This is a genomic window from Ramlibacter sp. Leaf400 (genome assembly GCF_001424545.1).
In the GTDB taxonomy this organism is placed as follows: Bacteria; Pseudomonadota; Gammaproteobacteria; order Burkholderiales; family Burkholderiaceae_C; genus Ramlibacter.
The window spans coordinates 372,100-388,759 of sequence record NZ_LMQL01000008.1; the positions used below are offsets into that span (position 1 = coordinate 372,100).

25 protein-coding genes and 2 tRNA genes are annotated in these 16,660 nt (G+C 67.5%); 22 read left to right on the forward strand and 5 right to left on the reverse strand.

Features of this window, described 5'->3' with window-relative positions; all coding sequences use genetic code 11:
• Positions 1 to 25: 25 nt before the first annotated feature.
• The 20 genes from ASG30_RS07935 to ASG30_RS08030 all read left to right on the forward strand — a co-directional run bounded on the left by ASG30_RS07935 (position 26) and on the right by ASG30_RS08030 (position 10,876).
• Positions 26 to 1,600 (forward strand): glycerol-3-phosphate dehydrogenase/oxidase, encoded by a 1,575-nt coding sequence (locus ASG30_RS07935; protein WP_055894668.1) that lies wholly within the window; start codon positions 26 to 28, stop codon positions 1,598 to 1,600.
• Between the two features lie 221 nt (positions 1,601 to 1,821).
• Entirely contained in the window at positions 1,822 to 2,190 is a 369-nt protein-coding gene (rplN, locus tag ASG30_RS07940) for a 50S ribosomal protein L14 (RefSeq protein ID WP_006297881.1), read from the forward strand.
• A 9-nt stretch (positions 2,191 to 2,199) separates the two neighbouring features.
• Positions 2,200 to 2,517 carry a 50S ribosomal protein L24 gene (rplX, locus tag ASG30_RS07945; protein ID WP_055894670.1) on the forward strand — a complete coding sequence of 106 codons (318 nt, stop codon included), beginning with the start codon at positions 2,200 to 2,202 and terminating at the stop codon, positions 2,515 to 2,517.
• Positions 2,518 to 2,519: 2 nt separating this feature from the next.
• Positions 2,520 to 3,059 (forward strand): 50S ribosomal protein L5, encoded by a 540-nt coding sequence (rplE, locus tag ASG30_RS07950; protein ID WP_055894841.1) that lies wholly within the window; start codon positions 2,520 to 2,522, stop codon positions 3,057 to 3,059.
• A 9-nt stretch (positions 3,060 to 3,068) separates the two neighbouring features.
• On the forward strand, positions 3,069 to 3,374 hold the full coding sequence (gene rpsN / locus ASG30_RS07955; protein WP_055894672.1) for a 30S ribosomal protein S14: 306 nt from the start codon (positions 3,069 to 3,071) through the stop codon (positions 3,372 to 3,374).
• 21 nt (positions 3,375 to 3,395) lie between these two features.
• Positions 3,396 to 3,791 (forward strand): 30S ribosomal protein S8, encoded by a 396-nt coding sequence (gene rpsH / locus ASG30_RS07960; protein WP_055894674.1) that lies wholly within the window; start codon positions 3,396 to 3,398, stop codon positions 3,789 to 3,791.
• A gap of 16 nt (positions 3,792 to 3,807) precedes the next feature.
• The gene (rplF, locus tag ASG30_RS07965) at positions 3,808 to 4,341 is read left to right on the forward strand and encodes a 50S ribosomal protein L6 (protein ID WP_055894676.1); all 534 of its coding nucleotides are present in this window, start codon (positions 3,808 to 3,810) and stop codon (positions 4,339 to 4,341) included.
• Between the two features lie 10 nt (positions 4,342 to 4,351).
• The gene (gene rplR / locus ASG30_RS07970) at positions 4,352 to 4,717 is read left to right on the forward strand and encodes a 50S ribosomal protein L18 (RefSeq protein WP_055894678.1); all 366 of its coding nucleotides are present in this window, start codon (positions 4,352 to 4,354) and stop codon (positions 4,715 to 4,717) included.
• Between the two features lie 17 nt (positions 4,718 to 4,734).
• Positions 4,735 to 5,256 (forward strand): 30S ribosomal protein S5, encoded by a 522-nt coding sequence (gene rpsE, locus ASG30_RS07975; protein WP_055894680.1) that lies wholly within the window; start codon positions 4,735 to 4,737, stop codon positions 5,254 to 5,256.
• A 16-nt stretch (positions 5,257 to 5,272) separates the two neighbouring features.
• Positions 5,273 to 5,458, forward strand: coding sequence for a 50S ribosomal protein L30 (gene rpmD, locus ASG30_RS07980; RefSeq protein ID WP_055894682.1), 186 nt, complete (start codon positions 5,273 to 5,275; stop codon positions 5,456 to 5,458).
• Position 5,459: 1 nt separating this feature from the next.
• Positions 5,460 to 5,891, forward strand: a complete 432-nt coding sequence (rplO, locus tag ASG30_RS07985; protein WP_055894684.1) for a 50S ribosomal protein L15 — start codon at positions 5,460 to 5,462, stop codon at positions 5,889 to 5,891.
• 20 nt (positions 5,892 to 5,911) lie between these two features.
• On the forward strand, positions 5,912 to 7,231 hold the full coding sequence (gene secY / locus ASG30_RS07990) for a preprotein translocase subunit SecY (RefSeq protein ID WP_055894685.1): 1,320 nt from the start codon (positions 5,912 to 5,914) through the stop codon (positions 7,229 to 7,231).
• Positions 7,232 to 7,238: 7 nt separating this feature from the next.
• Positions 7,239 to 7,457 (forward strand): translation initiation factor IF-1, encoded by a 219-nt coding sequence (infA, locus tag ASG30_RS07995; protein WP_012734373.1) that lies wholly within the window; start codon positions 7,239 to 7,241, stop codon positions 7,455 to 7,457.
• Between the two features lie 30 nt (positions 7,458 to 7,487).
• Positions 7,488 to 7,601, forward strand: coding sequence for a 50S ribosomal protein L36 (rpmJ, locus tag ASG30_RS08000; protein ID WP_011481465.1), 114 nt, complete (start codon positions 7,488 to 7,490; stop codon positions 7,599 to 7,601).
• Between the two features lie 20 nt (positions 7,602 to 7,621).
• Positions 7,622 to 7,987 (forward strand): 30S ribosomal protein S13, encoded by a 366-nt coding sequence (rpsM, locus tag ASG30_RS08005; protein ID WP_055894687.1) that lies wholly within the window; start codon positions 7,622 to 7,624, stop codon positions 7,985 to 7,987.
• Between the two features lie 18 nt (positions 7,988 to 8,005).
• Complete coding sequence (rpsK, locus tag ASG30_RS08010; RefSeq protein ID WP_055894690.1) at positions 8,006 to 8,410, forward strand: 30S ribosomal protein S11; 405 nt, start codon at positions 8,006 to 8,008, stop codon at positions 8,408 to 8,410.
• Positions 8,411 to 8,531: 121 nt separating this feature from the next.
• Positions 8,532 to 9,155: a 30S ribosomal protein S4 gene (rpsD, locus tag ASG30_RS08015; protein WP_055894693.1), complete on the forward strand. Its 624-nt coding sequence runs from the start codon at positions 8,532 to 8,534 to the stop codon at positions 9,153 to 9,155.
• Positions 9,156 to 9,289: 134 nt separating this feature from the next.
• The gene (locus ASG30_RS08020) at positions 9,290 to 10,279 is read left to right on the forward strand and encodes a DNA-directed RNA polymerase subunit alpha (RefSeq protein ID WP_055894694.1); all 990 of its coding nucleotides are present in this window, start codon (positions 9,290 to 9,292) and stop codon (positions 10,277 to 10,279) included.
• 99 nt (positions 10,280 to 10,378) lie between these two features.
• Complete coding sequence (gene rplQ / locus ASG30_RS08025; RefSeq protein ID WP_055894696.1) at positions 10,379 to 10,780, forward strand: 50S ribosomal protein L17; 402 nt, start codon at positions 10,379 to 10,381, stop codon at positions 10,778 to 10,780.
• A 19-nt stretch (positions 10,781 to 10,799) separates the two neighbouring features.
• Positions 10,800 to 10,876: transfer RNA gene (locus ASG30_RS08030), tRNA-Met, on the forward strand.
• Positions 10,877 to 10,966: 90 nt separating this feature from the next.
• On the opposite strand, the gene ASG30_RS08035 is transcribed toward ASG30_RS08030, so the two are convergent.
• The gene (locus ASG30_RS08035; protein ID WP_055894698.1) at positions 10,967 to 12,181 is read right to left on the reverse strand and encodes an aromatic ring-hydroxylating dioxygenase subunit alpha; all 1,215 of its coding nucleotides are present in this window, start codon (positions 12,179 to 12,181) and stop codon (positions 10,967 to 10,969) included.
• Positions 12,182 to 12,188: 7 nt separating this feature from the next.
• Complete coding sequence (locus ASG30_RS08040; RefSeq protein WP_055894700.1) at positions 12,189 to 13,151, reverse strand: Bug family tripartite tricarboxylate transporter substrate binding protein; 963 nt, start codon at positions 13,149 to 13,151, stop codon at positions 12,189 to 12,191.
• Between the two features lie 113 nt (positions 13,152 to 13,264).
• On the opposite strand from ASG30_RS08040, the gene ASG30_RS08045 reads away from it, so the two are divergent.
• The gene (locus ASG30_RS08045) at positions 13,265 to 14,203 is read left to right on the forward strand and encodes a LysR family transcriptional regulator (protein ID WP_082521957.1); all 939 of its coding nucleotides are present in this window, start codon (positions 13,265 to 13,267) and stop codon (positions 14,201 to 14,203) included.
• On the opposite strand, the gene ASG30_RS08050 is transcribed toward ASG30_RS08045, so the two are convergent.
• Together ASG30_RS08050 and ASG30_RS08055 are read right to left on the reverse strand one after the other, a co-directional pair.
• Positions 14,197 to 14,562 carry a hypothetical protein gene (locus ASG30_RS08050; RefSeq protein ID WP_156385458.1) on the reverse strand — a complete coding sequence of 122 codons (366 nt, stop codon included), beginning with the start codon at positions 14,560 to 14,562 and terminating at the stop codon, positions 14,197 to 14,199. The genes ASG30_RS08045 and ASG30_RS08050 overlap by 7 nt on opposite strands.
• Before the next feature lie 319 nt (positions 14,563 to 14,881).
• Positions 14,882 to 14,957: transfer RNA gene (locus tag ASG30_RS08055), tRNA-Arg, on the reverse strand.
• A 151-nt stretch (positions 14,958 to 15,108) separates the two neighbouring features.
• Here ASG30_RS08055 and ASG30_RS08060 point away from each other — a divergent pair.
• Positions 15,109 to 16,038 (forward strand): c-type cytochrome, encoded by a 930-nt coding sequence (locus tag ASG30_RS08060; protein WP_055894707.1) that lies wholly within the window; start codon positions 15,109 to 15,111, stop codon positions 16,036 to 16,038.
• Between the two features lie 30 nt (positions 16,039 to 16,068).
• Here ASG30_RS08060 and ASG30_RS08065 read toward each other — a convergent pair whose 3' ends face one another.
• Positions 16,069 to 16,638, reverse strand: coding sequence for a DUF2946 family protein (locus ASG30_RS08065; RefSeq protein WP_055894708.1), 570 nt, complete (start codon positions 16,636 to 16,638; stop codon positions 16,069 to 16,071).
• Positions 16,639 to 16,660 lie beyond the last annotated feature (22 nt).

The following is a 16,660-nucleotide window of genomic DNA, read 5'->3' on the forward strand; positions in this document are numbered from 1 at the left end:
AGGCGCTGGGGGACAATCGGCAGTGATGACTCGAGAGGATGCATGGAACCGGCTGGCCTCGGCCGGGACCTTCGACGTGGTGGTGGTGGGGGGCGGCGCGACCGGACTGGGCGTCGCACTGGATGCGGCGGCCCGCGGTTTTTCGGTGGCGCTGCTCGAATCGCACGATTTCGGCGGCGGCACCTCGTCGCGCGCGACCAAGCTGGTCCACGGAGGCGTGCGCTACCTGGCGCAGGGCAACATCGCGCTGGTGCGCGAGGCGCTGCACGAACGCACCGTGCTGCTGCGCAATGCGCCGCACCTGGCGCAGCCGCTGGCCTTCGTCATGCCCTCGTACAAGCTGTGGGAGACGCCGTTCTACGGCGCCGGCCTCAAGCTGTACGACGCCCTCGCGGGCAAGGCGGGGCTGGCGCCCACGCGCTTCCTGAGCCGTGCCGAAACGTTGCGGGCGCTGCCGACAGCGCAGCCCGCCGGCCTCAAGGGCGGGGTCGAATACTGGGACGGCCAGTTCGATGACGCCCGCCTGGCGCTGGCGCTGGCCCGCACCGCCGAAAGCAAGGGCGCGTTGCTGGTCAATTACTGCGCCGTCACCGGCTTGCGCCACGAAGGCGGCCGGGTGGTCGGTGTGCGCTGCGAGGACCGCGAGACCGGGCGCGCCCTGGACCTGGGCGCCCGCTGCGTGATCAATGCCGCCGGGGTCTGGGTCGACCGGCTGCGCGAACTGGACGGGCAGGCGGTCGGCCGGCCGGTGCGGCCGATGGTGGCGCCCAGCCAGGGCGTGCACGTGGTGGTGGACCGCAAGTTCCTGCCCGGCCGGCACGCGCTGATGGTGCCCAAGACGGCCGACGGACGCGTGCTGTTCGGCGTGCCGTGGCTGGGCAAGGTCATCCTGGGCACCACCGACACCCCGCGAACCGACCTGCCGCGCGAGCCGCGGCCGTTCGAGGAGGAGCTGGCCTTCATCCTGGGCGAGGCGCGGCGCTACCTGGCGGTGGCCCCCACGATGGCCGACGTGCGCAGCCTGTGGGTCGGCCTGCGCCCGCTGGTCAAGCCGCAGGACGACGACGGCGGCAACACCAAGGCGATCAGCCGCGAGCACACGGTGCTGGTAAGCCGCTCGGGGCTGGTCACGGTCACCGGCGGCAAGTGGACGACCTACCGCGCCATGGCCGAGGACGTGCTGGGGCGCTGCTTCGACGCGCGCCTGCTGGTCAAGGCCGCAGGCGGAGTGACCACCAACTTGCGGCTGGTCGGTGGGGACGTTCCCGCCGGTGCTGCCGTCCCGGTGTGCGACCCGCCGGGCCTGCACGGCTACGGCTCGGAGGCGGCCAAGGTGCAGGCGCTGCCCGGCGCCGGCGCCGAACTGGGCGGGGGCCTCACCGAGGCGATGGTGCGGTTCGCCGCCCGCGAGGAGTACGCCCGCACCGTCGAAGACGTGCTGGCGCGGCGCTCGCGCCTGCTGTTCCTGGACGCCGCGCTGGCGGCGCGCCTGGCGCCGGTGGTGGCGCGGCTTCTGCGCGAGGAAACCGGCGTCGACCCGCACGAGGCCGACTTCACCACCCTGGCGGCCGGCTACCTGCCGCAGCGGCAGCCGGCCTGATCGGCCGGGCCGCGAGGCCTGGTTTGACAAAGCCTGTGGATAAGGCATAATCGCGGGCTCGCCTGTTTTTGGGCGAGCTATCTGCCTTCCCGGAGGCGCCGGATGCGGACCCCAAGTCCGCGGCGCCGACGACAGGCCCAAGACTGACCTGAAGTCCGCGCAGGAATCGGAGACCACCTCCGGTTCGAGCGGGGCCTCGGGGGAAAGTTGGGAATACACAAATGATCCAGACTGAATCCCGGCTCGAAGTCGCCGACAACACGGGCGCGAAGTCCGTGCTTTGCATCAAGGTGCTCGGTGGCTCCAAGCGTCGCTACGCCAGCGTGGGCGACATCATCAAGGTGAGCATCAAGGAAGCCGCGCCGCGTGGCCGCGTCAAGAAGGGCGAGGTCTACAGCGCCGTCGTGGTCCGCACCGCCAAGGGCATCCGCCGCGGCGACGGCTCGCTCGTGAAGTTCGACGGCAATGCCGCCGTGCTGCTCAACAACAAGCTGGAGCCGATCGGCACCCGCATCTTCGGCCCGGTCACGCGCGAGCTGCGCACCGAGCGCTTCATGAAGATCGTGTCGCTGGCGCCCGAAGTCCTGTAAGGGGAAGACATGAACAAGATTCGCAAAGGCGACGAAGTCATCGTCCTGGCGGGCCGTGACAAGGGCAAGCGCGGCAAGGTCGTGCTGCGCAAGGACGACGAGCGCGTGGTGGTCGAGGGCATCAACCTGGTGAAGAAGCACACCAAGCCCAACCCGATGAAGGGCACCACCGGCGGCATCGTGGAGAAGGCCATGCCGATCCACCAGTCCAACGTGGCGATCTACAACCCCGCCACCGGCAAGGCCGACCGCGTCGGCATCAAGGTCCAGGACGACAAGCGCGTGCGCGTCTTCAAGTCCAGCGGCGAAGAAATCAAGGTGGCATGACCATGGCACGACTGCAACAGCATTACCGCGAGAAGGTGGTCCCCGAGCTGACCACCAAGTTCGGCTACAAGTCGCCGATGGAAGTGCCGCGCCTCACCAAGATCACGCTGAACATGGGCGTGAGCGAGGCCGTGGCCGACAAGAAGGTCATGGACAACGCCGTCGGCGACCTGACCAAGATCGCCGGCCAGAAGCCCGTGGTCACCAAGGCCAAGAAGGCCATCGCCGGCTTCAAGATCCGCGAAGGCCAGGCCATCGGCTGCATGGTCACGCTGCGCGGCGAGAAGATGTTCGAGTTCCTGGACCGTTTCGTCACCGTGGCCCTGCCGCGAGTGCGCGACTTCCGCGGCATCTCCGGCCGTGCGTTCGACGGCCGCGGCAACTACAACATCGGCGTCAAGGAACAGATCATCTTCCCCGAGATCGAGTACGACAAGGTCGATGCCCTGCGCGGCCTGAACATCAGCATCACCACCACGGCCAAGACCGACGAGGAAGCCAAGGCGCTGCTCGCGGGCTTCCGTTTCCCGTTCAAGAACTGAAGGTACATCGTGGCAAAAACTGCTTTGATCCAGCGCGAACTCAAGCGTGACAAGCTGGTCGCCCAGTACGCGAAGAAGCACGCGGAGCTGAAGGCGATCGCCGGCGATGCCAAGAAGAGCGAGGAAGAGCGCGCCGCCGCTCGCCTGGCCCTGCAGAAGCTCCCGCGCAACGCCAACCCGACCCGCCAGCGCAACCGCTGCGAGATCACGGGTCGCCCGCGCGGCACCTTCCGCCAGTTCGGTCTGGCCCGCAACAAGATCCGCGAGATGGCCTTCAGCGGCGACATCCCGGGCGTGATCAAGGCCAGCTGGTAAACCGGCGAGGAGTGACAAGACATGAGCATGAGTGATCCCATCGCCGACCTGCTGACCCGCATCCGCAACGCGCAGATGGTGGCCAAGCCGTCGGTGAGCGTGCCGGCCTCCAACATCAAGGTCGCGATCGCCCAGGTCCTGAAGGACGAGGGCTACATCGACGGTTTCGAGGTCAAGAAGGACGGCAACAAGAGCGAGCTGCAGATCTCGCTGAAGTACTACGCCGGCCGTCCGGTGATCGAGCGCATCGAGCGCGTCAGCCGCCCCGGCCTGCGCGTCTACAAGGGCGCCGGCGCCATCCCCCAGGTCCAGAACGGCCTGGGCGTGGCCATCGTCACCACCCCCAAGGGCGTGATGACCGACCGCAAGGCGCGCGCCACCGGTGTCGGCGGCGAAGTGCTGTGCTACGTGGCCTAAAGGGAAGGAAAGACAAATGTCCCGAGTAGGAAAGATGCCGGTCGCCGTCCCGCAAGGCGTGGACGTGCAGATCAAGGAAGACCAGATCAGCGTCAAGGGCACCGGCGGCACGCTGTCGCTGGCCCAGAACGCCCTGGTGAAGGTCACCAGCAAGGACGGCAAGCTGTCGTTCGAGCCGGCCAACGAATCGCGCGAAGCCAACGCCATGAGCGGCACCATGCGCCAGCTGGTGAACAACATGGTGGTGGGCGTGACCAAGGGCTTCGAGAAGAAGCTGAACCTGGTCGGCGTGGGCTACAAGGCCACGGCCCAGGGCGCCAAGCTGAACCTGGCCGTGGGCTTCTCGCACCCGGTCAACAAGGAGATGCCCGCGGGCATCACCGTGCAGACGCCGGCCCCGACGGAAATCGTCATCAAGGGTGCCGACCGCCAGCGCGTGGGCCAGATCGCCGCCGAGATTCGTGCCATCCGTCCGCCCGAGCCCTACAAGGGCAAGGGGATCCGCTACGCGGACGAGAAGATCACGATCAAAGAGACCAAGAAGAAGTAAGGAGCGAACGATGTTGACCAAGAAAGAACAGCGTCTTCGCCGGGCCCGCCAGACCCGCATCCGCATCGCCACCCAGGGTGTCGCGCGCCTGACGGTGAATCGCACGAACCTGCACATCTACGCCAGCGTGATCTCCGACGACGGCAGCAAGGTGCTGGCCTCCGCCTCGACGGTCCAGGCCGACCTGCGCAAGTCGCTCGGCGGCTCCGGCAAGGGTGCCACCACCGAAGCCGCGCAGCAGGTGGGCAAGCTGATCGCCGAGCGCGCCAAGGCCGCCGGCGTCGAGAAGGTCGCGTTCGATCGCGCCGGCTTCGCCTACCACGGCCGCGTCAAGGCGCTGGCCGATGCCGCCCGTGAAGCGGGCCTGCAGTTCTAACGAACACGGATACCAAAATGGCAAAGATTCAAGCGAACCGGCAGGCTGAGGGTCCGGAGGACGGCCTCAAGGAAAAGATGATCGCGGTGAACCGCGTCACCAAGGTGGTCAAGGGCGGCCGGATCCTCGGCTTCGCCGCGCTGACCGTCGTGGGTGACGGCGACGGCCGCGTCGGCATGGGCAAGGGCAAGTCCAAGGAAGTGCCTGCGGCCGTGCAGAAGGCCATGGAAGAAGCCCGCCGCAACATGCGCAAGGTGTCGCTCAAGAACGGCACGCTGCACCACACCGTCTTCGGCCAGCATGGAGCGGCCCGCGTGATGATGGCGCCGGCCCCCAAGGGCACCGGCATCATCGCCGGCGGCCCGATGCGCGCGGTGTTCGAAGTCATGGGCATCACCGACATCGTGGCCAAGAGCCACGGTTCGACCAACCCGTACAACATGGTCCGGGCGACCCTGGACGCGCTGAAGAACTCCACCACTCCTTCGGAAGTGGCGGCCAAGCGCGGCAAGTCGGTCGAAGACCTGTTCGCCGCCTGAGCGAGGAACCAACGACATGGCGTCCCAACAAAACACGGTCAAGCTGCAGCTGGTGCGCAGCCCCATCGGCACCAAGGAATCGCATCGCGCGACGGTGCGCGGCCTGGGCCTGCGCAAGGTCAACTCGGTTTCCGAGCTGCAGGACACGCCCGCGGTGCGCGGCATGATCAACAAGATCAGCTACCTGGTGAAGGTGCTCTGACATGGAACTGAACAACCTCAAGTCCGCCCCGGGCGCCCGCAAGGCGCGCCGCCGGGTCGGCCGCGGCATCGGCTCGGGCCTGGGCAAGACCGCGGGTCGCGGCCACAAGGGCCAGAAGTCCCGCTCGGGCGGCTACCACAAGGTCGGCTTCGAAGGCGGCCAGATGCCGCTGCAGCGCCGCCTGCCCAAGCGCGGCTTCAAGTCGCAAACGCTCAAGTACAACGGCGAAGTCTCCCTGGCTTCGCTGGAGAAGCTGGGCGCCAAGGAAGTCGACCTGCTCACGCTGAAGCAGGCCGGCCTGGTCGGCGAGCAGGTCAAGAACGTCAAGGTCATCAAGTCCGGTGAGCTCAAGCTCGCCGTCAAGCTGACCGGCATCGGCGCGACCGCCGGCGCCAAGGCCGCCATCGAGGCGGCCGGCGGCAGCCTGGCCTGACCCCGAACGGAAAGACGAAGTTGGCGACGAACGCAGCCCAACTCGCGAAGACCGGCAAGTTCGGCGACCTGCGCCGGCGGCTGGTCTTCCTGCTGCTCGCGCTGGTGGTCTACCGCATCGGCGCGCACATCCCCGTGCCCGGCATCGACCCCGGACAACTCCAGCAGCTGTTCAAGGGCCAGCAGGGCGGCATCCTGAGCCTGTTCAACATGTTCTCGGGTGGCGCGCTGTCCCGGTTCACGGTGTTCGCGCTGGGGATCATGCCGTACATCTCGGCCTCCATCATCATGCAGCTGCTCACCTACGTGGTCCCCACGTTCGAGCAGCTGAAGAAGGAGGGCGAGTCCGGGCGCCGCAAGATCACCCAGTACACCCGCTACGGCACGCTGGGCCTGGCGCTGTTCCAGTCGCTGGGCATCGCCATGGCGCTGGAAGGCTCCCCGGGCCTGGTGATCCAGCCGGGCTTCGGCTTCCGCATGACCGCGGTGGTCAGCCTGACGGCCGGCACCATGTTCCTGATGTGGCTGGGCGAGCAGATCACCGAGCGCGGGCTGGGCAACGGCATCTCGATCCTGATCTTCGCCGGCATCGCCGCGGGCCTGCCCAGCGCGATCGGTGGACTGCTGGAGCTGGTGCGCACCGGTGCGATGAGCATCCTGGTGGCGATCTTCATCGTGGTGGTGGTTGCCCTGGTGACCTACGCCGTGGTGTTCATCGAGCGGGGGCAACGCAAGATCCTGGTCAATTACGCGCGCCGCCAGGTGGGCAACAAGGTGTATGGCGGCCAGTCGTCGCACCTGCCGCTCAAGCTGAACATGGCCGGCGTGATCCCGCCGATCTTCGCCTCGTCGATCATCCTGCTGCCGGCCACCGTGGTGAGCTGGTTCTCCACCGGCGACTCCATGCGCTGGCTGCGGGACCTGGCCTCCACCCTGTCGCCGGGGCAGCCGATCTACGTGATGCTGTACGCGGCCGCCATCGTGTTCTTCTGCTTCTTCTACACGGCGCTGGTCTTCAACAGCCGCGAGACCGCCGACAACCTGAAGAAGAGCGGCGCCTTCATCCCGGGCATCCGCCCGGGCGATCAGACGGCGCGCTACATCGACAAGATCCTGCTGAGGCTCACGCTGGCCGGCGCGGTGTACATCACCATCGTGTGCCTGCTGCCGGAGTTCCTGATCCTGAAATACAACGTGCCGTTCTATTTCGGGGGGACCTCGCTGCTGATCATCGTCGTCGTCACCATGGACTTCATGGCCCAGGTGCAGAACTACATGATGAGCCAGCAGTACGAGTCGTTGTTGAAGAAGGCCAACTTCAAGACTTCGCTCGGCGGTTGAAAAAAGGATGGCCAAGGACGATGTGATCCAGATGCAGGGAGAGGTGGTCGAGAACCTCCCCAACGCGACATTTCGCGTCAAGCTGGAAAACGGGCACGTGGTGCTCGGTCACATCTCCGGAAAGATGCGGATGCACTACATCCGCATCCTGCCGGGTGACAAGGTCACCGTGGAATTGACGCCCTACGACTTGTCCAGGGCACGCATCGTGTTCCGAGCCAAGTAAGGCGCGGGGAAAGATTTAGGAGAAAGACAAATGAGAGTTTCGGCTTCCGTCAAGAAGATCTGCCGCAACTGCAAGATCATCCGCCGCAAGGGCGTCGTCCGCGTGATCTGCACCGATCCGCGTCACAAGCAGCGCCAGGGCTAACAGGTTCGTAAGGAAAAGACATGGCACGTATCGCCGGCATCAACATTCCGCCGCACCAGCACGCCGAGATCGGCTTGACCGCCATCTTCGGGATCGGCCGCACCCGCGCGCGCCTGATCTGCGAGGCCTGCGGCATCGCCTACTCCAAGAAGGTCAAGGACCTGACGGACGCCGACCTCGAGAAGATCCGCGACCAGATCGCCAAGTTCACGATCGAGGGCGACCTGCGCCGCGAGACCACGATGAACATCAAGCGACTGATGGACATCGGGTGCTACCGGGGCTTCCGCCACCGCCGTGGCCTGCCGATGCGTGGCCAGCGCACGCGCACCAACGCGCGCACGCGCAAGGGTCCGCGCAAGGCCGCCCAGGCGCTCAAGAAATAACCGGGAAAGAGATAAGACATGGCCAAGGCTCCCGTCAACAACGCCGCGCAGCGAGTGCGCAAGAAGGTCCGCAAGAACGTGTCCGACGGTGTCGCGCACGTCCACGCGTCCTTCAACAACACCATCATCACGATCACCGACCGCCAGGGCAACGCGCTCTCCTGGGCTTCGTCCGGCGGCCAGGGCTTCAAGGGCTCGCGCAAGTCCACGCCGTTCGCCGCCCAGGTGGCCTCGGAAGTGGCCGGCCGTGCCGCGATCGAGCAGGGCATCAAGAACCTGGACGTCGAGATCAAGGGCCCCGGCCCGGGTCGCGAGTCCTCGGTGCGCGCGCTGGCCGCACTGGGCATCCGCATCAACTCGATCTCCGATGTGACGCCGGTGCCGCACAACGGCTGCCGCCCGCAGAAGCGCCGCCGCATCTAAACAGACGAAAACACGGCATGCCTTCGGCACGCCGTGTCCTTCAGTAAGCCCACCGCCGCCGGACACGTCCGGCGGCTCCCGCGGTAAATGGCCGCGGCAGATGAATTAAAGGAAGACACAAGTGGCACGTTATCTCGGCCCCAAGGCCAAACTTTCCCGCCGCGAAGGCACGGACCTGTTCCTCAAGAGCGCCCGCCGCTCGATCAGCGACAAGGCCAAGTTCGACTCCAAGCCCGGCCAGCACGGCCGCACCTCGGGCCAGCGCACCAGCGACTTCGGCCTGCAGCTGCGCGAGAAGCAGAAGGTCAAGCGCATGTACGGCGTGCTGGAAAAGCAGTTCCGCCGCTACTTCGAGGAAGCCAACCGGCGCAAGGGCAACTCCGGCGCCAACCTGCTGTTCCTGCTCGAGTCCCGCCTGGACAACGTGGTGTACCGCATGGGCTTCGGCTCCACGCGCGCCGAAGCGCGCCAGCTGGTGAGCCACAAGGCGATCACGGTCAACGGCAAGCCGGTCAACATCCCGTCGTACCTGGTCAAGGCCGGCGACGTGGTGGCCGTGCGCGACAAGTCCAAGAAGCAGAACCGCGTGGTCGAGGCGCTGCAACTGGCCCAGCAGGTCGGCATCCCGGCCTGGGTGGAAGTCAGCGCCGACAAGGCCGAGGGCACGTTCAAGAAGGTGCCCGATCGCGACGAATTCGGCGCCGACATCAACGAGTCGCTGATCGTCGAACTGTATTCCCGTTAAACGGGGGTTCGCGAGGCTCCTGGCGAGCCTCCACCTCCGAGAGTTTTCCGTTCCCTTGTTGCGGGGCACCGCGACCGGGGACTTCACCAGCCTTACCGGTGTAACGAGCCGGGGGTATTGAGAGGAAGTCCTGCATGCAAACCAACCTGCTGAAACCCAAAGCCATCAACGTGGAACAGCTTGGCCCCAACCGGGCCAAGGTGACGCTGGAGCCGTTCGAGCGCGGCTACGGCCACACGCTGGGCAACGCCCTGCGCCGCGTGCTGCTCTCCTCGATGGTCGGGTATGCGGCAACCGAAGTCACCATCGCCGGTGTGCTTCACGAGTACTCGTCGATCGACGGCGTCCAGGAAGACGTGGTCAGCATCCTGCTGAACCTCAAGGGCGTGGTGTTCAAGCTCCACAACCGCGACGAGGTCACCCTGTCGCTGCGCAAGGATGGCGAAGGCGTGGTCACCGCCGCCGACATCCAGACCCCGCACGACGTCGAGATCATCAATCCCGACCATGTCATCGCCCACCTGTCCCAGGGCGGCAAGATCGACATGCAGATCAAGGTCGAGAAGGGCCGCGGCTACGTGCCGGGAACGATGCGCCGCTACGCCGACGAGCCGACCAAGTCCATCGGCCGCATCGTGCTGGACGCCTCGTTCTCGCCGGTCAAGCGCGTGAGCTACACGGTCGAGAGCGCCCGCGTCGAGCAGCGCACCGACCTGGACAAGCTGGTCGTCGAGATCGAGACCAACGGTGCCATCACCGCCGAAGACGCGGTGCGTGCCTCGGCCAAGATCCTGGTGGAGCAGCTCGCGGTGTTCGCGCAGCTCGAGGGCAGCGAACTGGCCGCCTTCGACCAGCCGGTGCAGCGCAGCTCGCAGCAGTTCGACCCGATCCTGCTGCGTCCGGTCGACGAGCTGGAACTCACGGTCCGTTCGGCCAACTGCCTGAAGGCCGAGAACATCTACTACATAGGCGACCTGATCCAGCGCACCGAGAACGAGCTGCTCAAGACCCCGAACCTGGGTCGCAAGTCGCTCAACGAGATCAAGGAAGTGCTGGCTTCGCGCGGGCTCACGCTCGGCATGAAGCTGGAAAGCTGGCCGCCCGCCGGCCTCGACAAGCGTTGAAGGACGAGGCTGCGCAGCAGCTTCGTTGAATCCGTCAACAGTACGTGCAACACCCAGTACCTGACACGGCTGGGTGACTCATAAGGAAAGGAAAGCACCATGCGTCACGGCCACGGCCTTCGCAAACTCAATCGCACCAGCGAGCACCGACTCGCCATGCTGCGCAACATGATGAATTCGCTGATCGAGCACGAGGTGATCAAGACCACCGTGCCCAAGGCGAAGGAACTGCGCCGCGTGGTCGAGCCCATGATCACGCTCGGCAAGGAGCCGACGCTGGCCAACAAGCGCCTGGCGTTCGACCGCCTGCGTGATCGCGAGAACGTCGCCAAGCTCTTCTCCGAGCTGGGCCCTCGCTACAAGACCCGTCCGGGCGGCTACACCCGCATCCTCAAAATGGGTTTCCGCGTCGGTGACAACGCGCCGATGGCGCTGGTGGAACTGGTCGACCGTCCCGAGCCCGTCGAGGCCGCGGAAGGCGAACAGAACGCCTCCGAATAAAGTATAATTTTCCCTCTGACGCGCGGTGGAGCAGCCTGGTAGCTCGTTGGGCTCATAACCCAAAGGTCGCAAGTTCAAATCTTGCCCGCGCAACCAATTCAAAACGCCCACCTTGGTGGGCGTGTTTCTTTGTGCGTCCAACAACTGCGAAGCCGAGACTGGCTCGGCGACGCAAGCTGAACGCCTTCAGTCTTCGAGGAAGTTCCCGGCCGTGAACTTCACCGGCGGCGCTCCGGGATCGAAGAACACGCCCGCCGGATCGCCGCCCTCGGCCACCACCTCCAGTTGTCTCTGCAGCAGGCGCCGCAGCATCACGATGCCGCGGTCCGTGGTGGCCAGGTGCTCCTCGGAATGCCGGGCCACCGCGCCCTGGCTCACCATGGCTTCGTAGTCGCCGGGGAACTGCTGGTGTTCCGCTTCGGTGAGCTCCTCCCACAGCTTGCCGTTCAGGCGTGATCGCATCTTCGCGAGTTCGCCCTGCTCCCGCACTCGGCCTGCCACGTAGATGCGGAAGTGGTGGTCGTCGATCGGCAACACCCAGCCCAGCGACTCGACCGGGCCGTAACGGCCCACGCGCGGGCTTGGGATCACGCGCAACGTGGGCAGGCCCGCCTCGCTGATGCGGCGGAAGGTCTTGCCGTCGGCCATCTTGCGCACGGAGACCGTCCGAACGCTGTGCGGTTGCAGCTCCCAGTTCACCTGCGGCATCAGCGCCATCTGTTCGACGAACTGCGTGCCGCTGAACGACGAGTGCAGGATCACCACGTGGAAGGGGTCCACCAGGTTCTCGTAGTGCTGCAGCCAGTTGCAGGGAATGATCTGCGGCCCGCCGCCGCCGATGCTGTTGGCGTTGGCCTCGAGGAATTCGCCTTCCTCCAGCTGCTCCAGGCACTCGTAGCGCGGCAGCACCGGCTTGCGGTCCGGTGGGCCCAGGTAAGCCCACACCAGGCCGTACAGCTCCTCGACGGGGTACCAGGGCTGGCGCACCTTGTCGCGCGCGCGGCCGCCCTGCGGTTCACAGGGCTGCTCCACGCAACGGCCCTGCACGTCGAACAGCCAGCCGTGGTAGCAGCAGCGGATGCCGCGCTCTTCCACCTTGCCGTAGTACAGCGACGCGCCGCGGTGCGCGCAGTGGGGATGCACCAGGCCCGGGCGTCCGCCCTTGTCGCGGAACAGGATCAGGTCCTCGCCGAGCACGCGCACCTGCCGCGGCGTGTCGGTGGCATCGGCGGCCAGGCCCACCGGGTGCCAGTAGCGGCGCAGCAGTTCGCCCATGGGCGTGCCGGGGCCGACATCGGTCAGCTCCTTGCGGGAGGTGGGCGCGGGCATGCCGTAGGCGGTGCCGCTGTCGATCTCGATGGGGATGACGCGCCGGGGCGCGCCGGAAGCGATGTCGTTCATTCGGTCCTCAGTCGGCGGTGACGCCGGCGGCCTTGATCAGCTCGGCCATGCGGGGGTAGTCGGCGCGGTAGCGCTCGACGAACTGCGCGGGCGTGTTGCCCAGCGGCTCGAAGCCGAAGGCCGTCAGCCGGGCCTGGATGTCGGGCATTTGCGTGATCTCGCGCAGCGCGCCCACCCAGGCCTGCGCCACCGGCTCGGGCAGCCGCGCCGGCGCGTAGACGCCGATCCAGCTGTCGATGTCGAAGCCCTGCAGGCCCTGCTCCTTGAAGGTCGGCACGTTGGGCATGGACGACACGCGGCTGGTGCCGGTGATGCCGAGCACCTTCATCTTGCCGGCCTGCGTGTGGTTGCGCGCGCTGGCCGGGTTGGCCCATGCGAAGTCCAGTACCTCGCCGAACAGGTCGTTGTGGGCCGACGACTCCGCCTTGTAGGCCGCGTGGATGAGGTTGGTGCCGGTTTGCCGGCGCAGCAGCTCGCCGAACAGGTGGGCGGTGGAACCCGTTCCCCAGGTCCCGTACGTCATGCCGCGCGGCTGCTTCCTCGCGTACTCGACGAACTCGCGCATGTTGCCGTACGGCGCGTTGGCGCGCGCCACCAGCATCGGGCCACCGGTGGCCAGCATCGACAGCGGCGTGAAGTCCTTGACCGGGTCGTACGGCAGCCTGGGCTGCAGGATGGCGGCGTTGACGTGGGTGAGCGGCAGGGTGAACAGCACCGTGTGGCCGTCGGGCGCGGCCTTGGCCACCAGGTCGGCGGCCAGGATGCCGCTGGCGCCCGGCCGTGGCTCGACCACCACCGGCTGGCCCCAGCGGGCCGCGAGCTTCTCGCCGTACACGCGCGCGAGCGTGTCGATCGGGCCGCCGGCGGTGCCGAAGGGCACCATGCGCACGGGCCGGCTGGGGAACGCCGCACCCTGCTGCGCCAGCCCGGGAACGGCCCAGCCCGCCAAGCCGGCGCCGGCCGCCGCCATCCACTGTCTCCTGCCCAGCTGCATACTCGTCTCCTGTCGTTGGAATGATGCGAAAGCCGAGGATGGTGCGTCCGCCGTGTGCGCCGTGCAATTCGAACGTTTGGATATGAGCCATGCCCCAGCGTGATATTCGCAGCCTCGACGTCGCCATGCTGCGCACGTTCGATGCGCTGATGCGCGAGCGCAGCGTCTCGCGGGCGGCGGGGCGGCTGTTCCTCAGCCAGCCGGCGGTCAGCGCTTCGCTCAACCGGCTGCGCGAGGTGCTGGGCGATCCGCTGTTCACGCGCACCTCGCACGGCATCGTGCCGACGGCGCGGGCGCATGCGCTGGCGCCGCAGGTGGCCAAGGTGCTGGCCGACATCGCCGGCCTGCTGGAAGGCGACCGCTTCGAGCCGTCGCGCAGCCAGCGCGTCTTTCGCGTCGCCGGCTCCGACCACGCGAGCCGGCTGGTGCTGCCGGAACTCTCGCGGCGCCTGGTGCAGCAGGGCTCGCAGGCGCGCATCCACTGGGTGCCGCCGGGCGCCTGGTCGCTGGCCGAACACCTGCACCTGCGCGAGCTGGACCTCGCGGTCGTCGCCCGCATCCACCGCCCCCGCGACATCGAGACCGAGGTGCTGTACGAGGACCACTACGTCCACGTGGTGCGCCGGGACCATCCAGGGGCGAACGAGCCCGTCACGCTGGAGAACTTCTGCGCCACGCCGCAGGTCTTCCTGGGCTACGGCACGTCGACGCTGGACGACACGATCGACGAGATGCTGGGGCAGGCGGGGCATGCGCGCCTGGCGCAGATCGCGGTCAGCAGCTTCGGGCAGATCGTCCACCAGCTGCTGCACAGCGACCATGCGGCGGTGCTGGGCCGCCGCGTCGCGATCCAGTACGCGGACCAGCTGTGCATCCGCGCCTTGCCGTTCGAGCTGCCGCGCTACCAGTCGCTGCTGTGCTGGTCACGCGGCGCCGCGGCCGATCCGGGCGTGGCCTGGCTGCGCGAGCAGGTCGTGGACATCGTGGGCGTTGAGACGCCCGAGCCAGGCGCGGCTGACGCTCAGTAGGAGCGGCTCAGCTGGATGCGGCAGGTCGGCTGCGGCGAGCAGGCGAAGTTCCACACCAGCAGATCGCCATCGGGCACGCGGCAGTCCGGCTGCGGGCCGCAGGATTCGTTGACCTGCTCCATCAGGCGCGGATCGGTGCCCCACCAGGTCAGGCTGCGGCCGCTGCGCGCGGGCAGGACGATGCGGCAGTCGTCGGTTTCGCAGGCGCCGTTCCAGGCGGCGATGTCGTCCATCGAGGCGATGGCGACGTCGGGGCGGGTCGTGGGCTGCGCGGGAGGCGTCGGCGCCGGGGCCGGCTCACTGGTGTTGTCCTGGCCCGGCGTGACGGCATTCGTCGGCTCGGTCGTCGGGGCAACCACGGGGGCGCCGCTGCTCAACGCCGCCACGGGCGCAGTCGCGCTCGCCCCGGCTTCACTGCCACCACCGCCGCCGCCTCCACACGCGGCCAGTGCCGCGGACAGGCAAACCGCTGCAACCGCGTGCAGCCCGTAATTCTTGAAAGGCATCTGTCACTCCAATACTGCAGAGGGCAGCGAATGGAAGACATTGTTGTGCCGCGAGCTGCCGCGCTACATGGCTCCAAGGAGCCAAAGGGGCGGGGCGCTGTCTGGCAGGCCGACGGGGAAGATCCGCCGGAAAAGAAAAACGCCAACGCGAAGGTTGGCGGTTCTTTGGAATTGGCGCGGCTGGCGGGGATCGAACCCACGACCCTTGGCTTCGGAGGCCAATACTCTATCCACTGAGCTACAGCCGCTTCAGGGCAGGGCGCATTATCGCCCATCGCGGCCGGCAGCCCGGCGGGCACGGCCGCGATGGCCCGCGCGGGTCAAGGACGCCAGAGGTCGACAGCTATAATCGAAGGTTGTTCTGACAAACCCAGCACAGAAAATTCTCTCGAGGACGCCATGAGCGACAGCACGCAGGAACACGCCCACATCGGCCCGATCAAGACGCCCAAGCAGTTGCTGGTGGCCGTGTTCCTGTCGTTCGTGATCCCGGTGCTGATCATCATGGGCTTCGTCGCCTACGTGGCGTCTGAGAACAAGCCGGCCGGCACCACCGAGGTCGAGGCCTACGCGCTCGGCGGCCTGACGGCGCAGGACGTGGAGCGTGGCGTGACCACCCGCATCCGCAAGGTCGGCACCGTCGAGATCCGGGATGCCAACCGCCCGCTCAAGCCCGGCGCCGAGGTCTACAAGGCCCAGTGCGCCGCGTGCCACGACCAGGGGGTGGCCGGCTCGCCCAAGTTCAGCGACGCCGGCGCCTGGAGCGCTCGCATCAAGACCGGCTTCGAGGCCCTGGTCACCTCCGCGCTCAAGGGCAAGGGTGGCATGCCTGCCCAGTCCGGCGGCGACCACGAAGACGTGGAGATCGCCCGCGCCGTCGCCTTCATGGCCAACTCCGCCGGCGCCAAGTTCGCCGAGCCCGAGCGGGCGCCGGCCCAGGCTTCGGCGCAAGCCGCTTCCGCTCCCGCGGCAGGCGCAGCTGCGGCCTCCGCTCCCGCCGCGGCCGCAGCCCCCGCTGCTGCTCCCGCAGCCGCCCAGACCGTTGCCGCCGCCCCCGCTGCCGCGGCAGCTCCGCAGACCGCGGCCACGGCCGGCGCCGGCGAGGCCCTCTACAAGCAGGCCTGCTTCGCCTGCCACGCCACCGGCGCCGCCAATGCCCCCAAGCTGGGCGACAAGGCCGCCTGGGCCCCGCGCATGGCGCAGGGCGTGCCGGGCCTGGTGCAGTCGGTCGTCAAGGGCAAGGGCGCCATGCCCCCGCGCGGCGGCAGCACCGCGTCGGACGCGGACCTGCGCGCGGCCGTGGAGTACATGGTCGGCACCGTGAAGTGAGCTTCACGCGCCGCTAGCGAAGAAAGCCGGTCACTGACCGGCTTTCTGCTTTTCGGGGGTTGGCGCGCCCGTGCCGGCCGCCTTCGCGGCAGAGGGGCTGGCCACGAAGCCGAAGCGCGCGGGCAGCTCCCGCGCCACCACGCTTTCCGGCTGCCAGCGCCCTGCCTCCACCCACTCGCCGGCCACGTGCATGTCCAGCGTGTGCACCAGGCCCAGGCCGGCCTCGGTCTCGGCGAAGAGGCGGCCCTGTTCGTCCACGAAGCTGCGCTGCACTTGCACCTGCCGCTGCGTGTGCGTCTCCACCGGGCCATCGGCCGAAAGGCGAAGGATCCAGGGCGCGGCCTCGAGTTCCACGTAGACCCGCTGCGGCCCGTTCTGGAAGAACCAGCAGCCCGCGTCGTCGCGCTCGTAGTTGCGGTGGATGAAATCGATCAGCTTGGCATGCCGCAGCACGGCGCCCCGGGCCTGCGGAAAGGCGCCCGCGGCCTGCACCCGGTCGTCGCGCATGTACCAGTTGCCGCGCGCGTCCAGACCCAGCCAGCCGTAGCAGTGCGGCACGTTGGGCCATTTGGCGATCGCCTGGCGGACGATGTCATCCATCGCGCCATTATGGAAGCCGCGC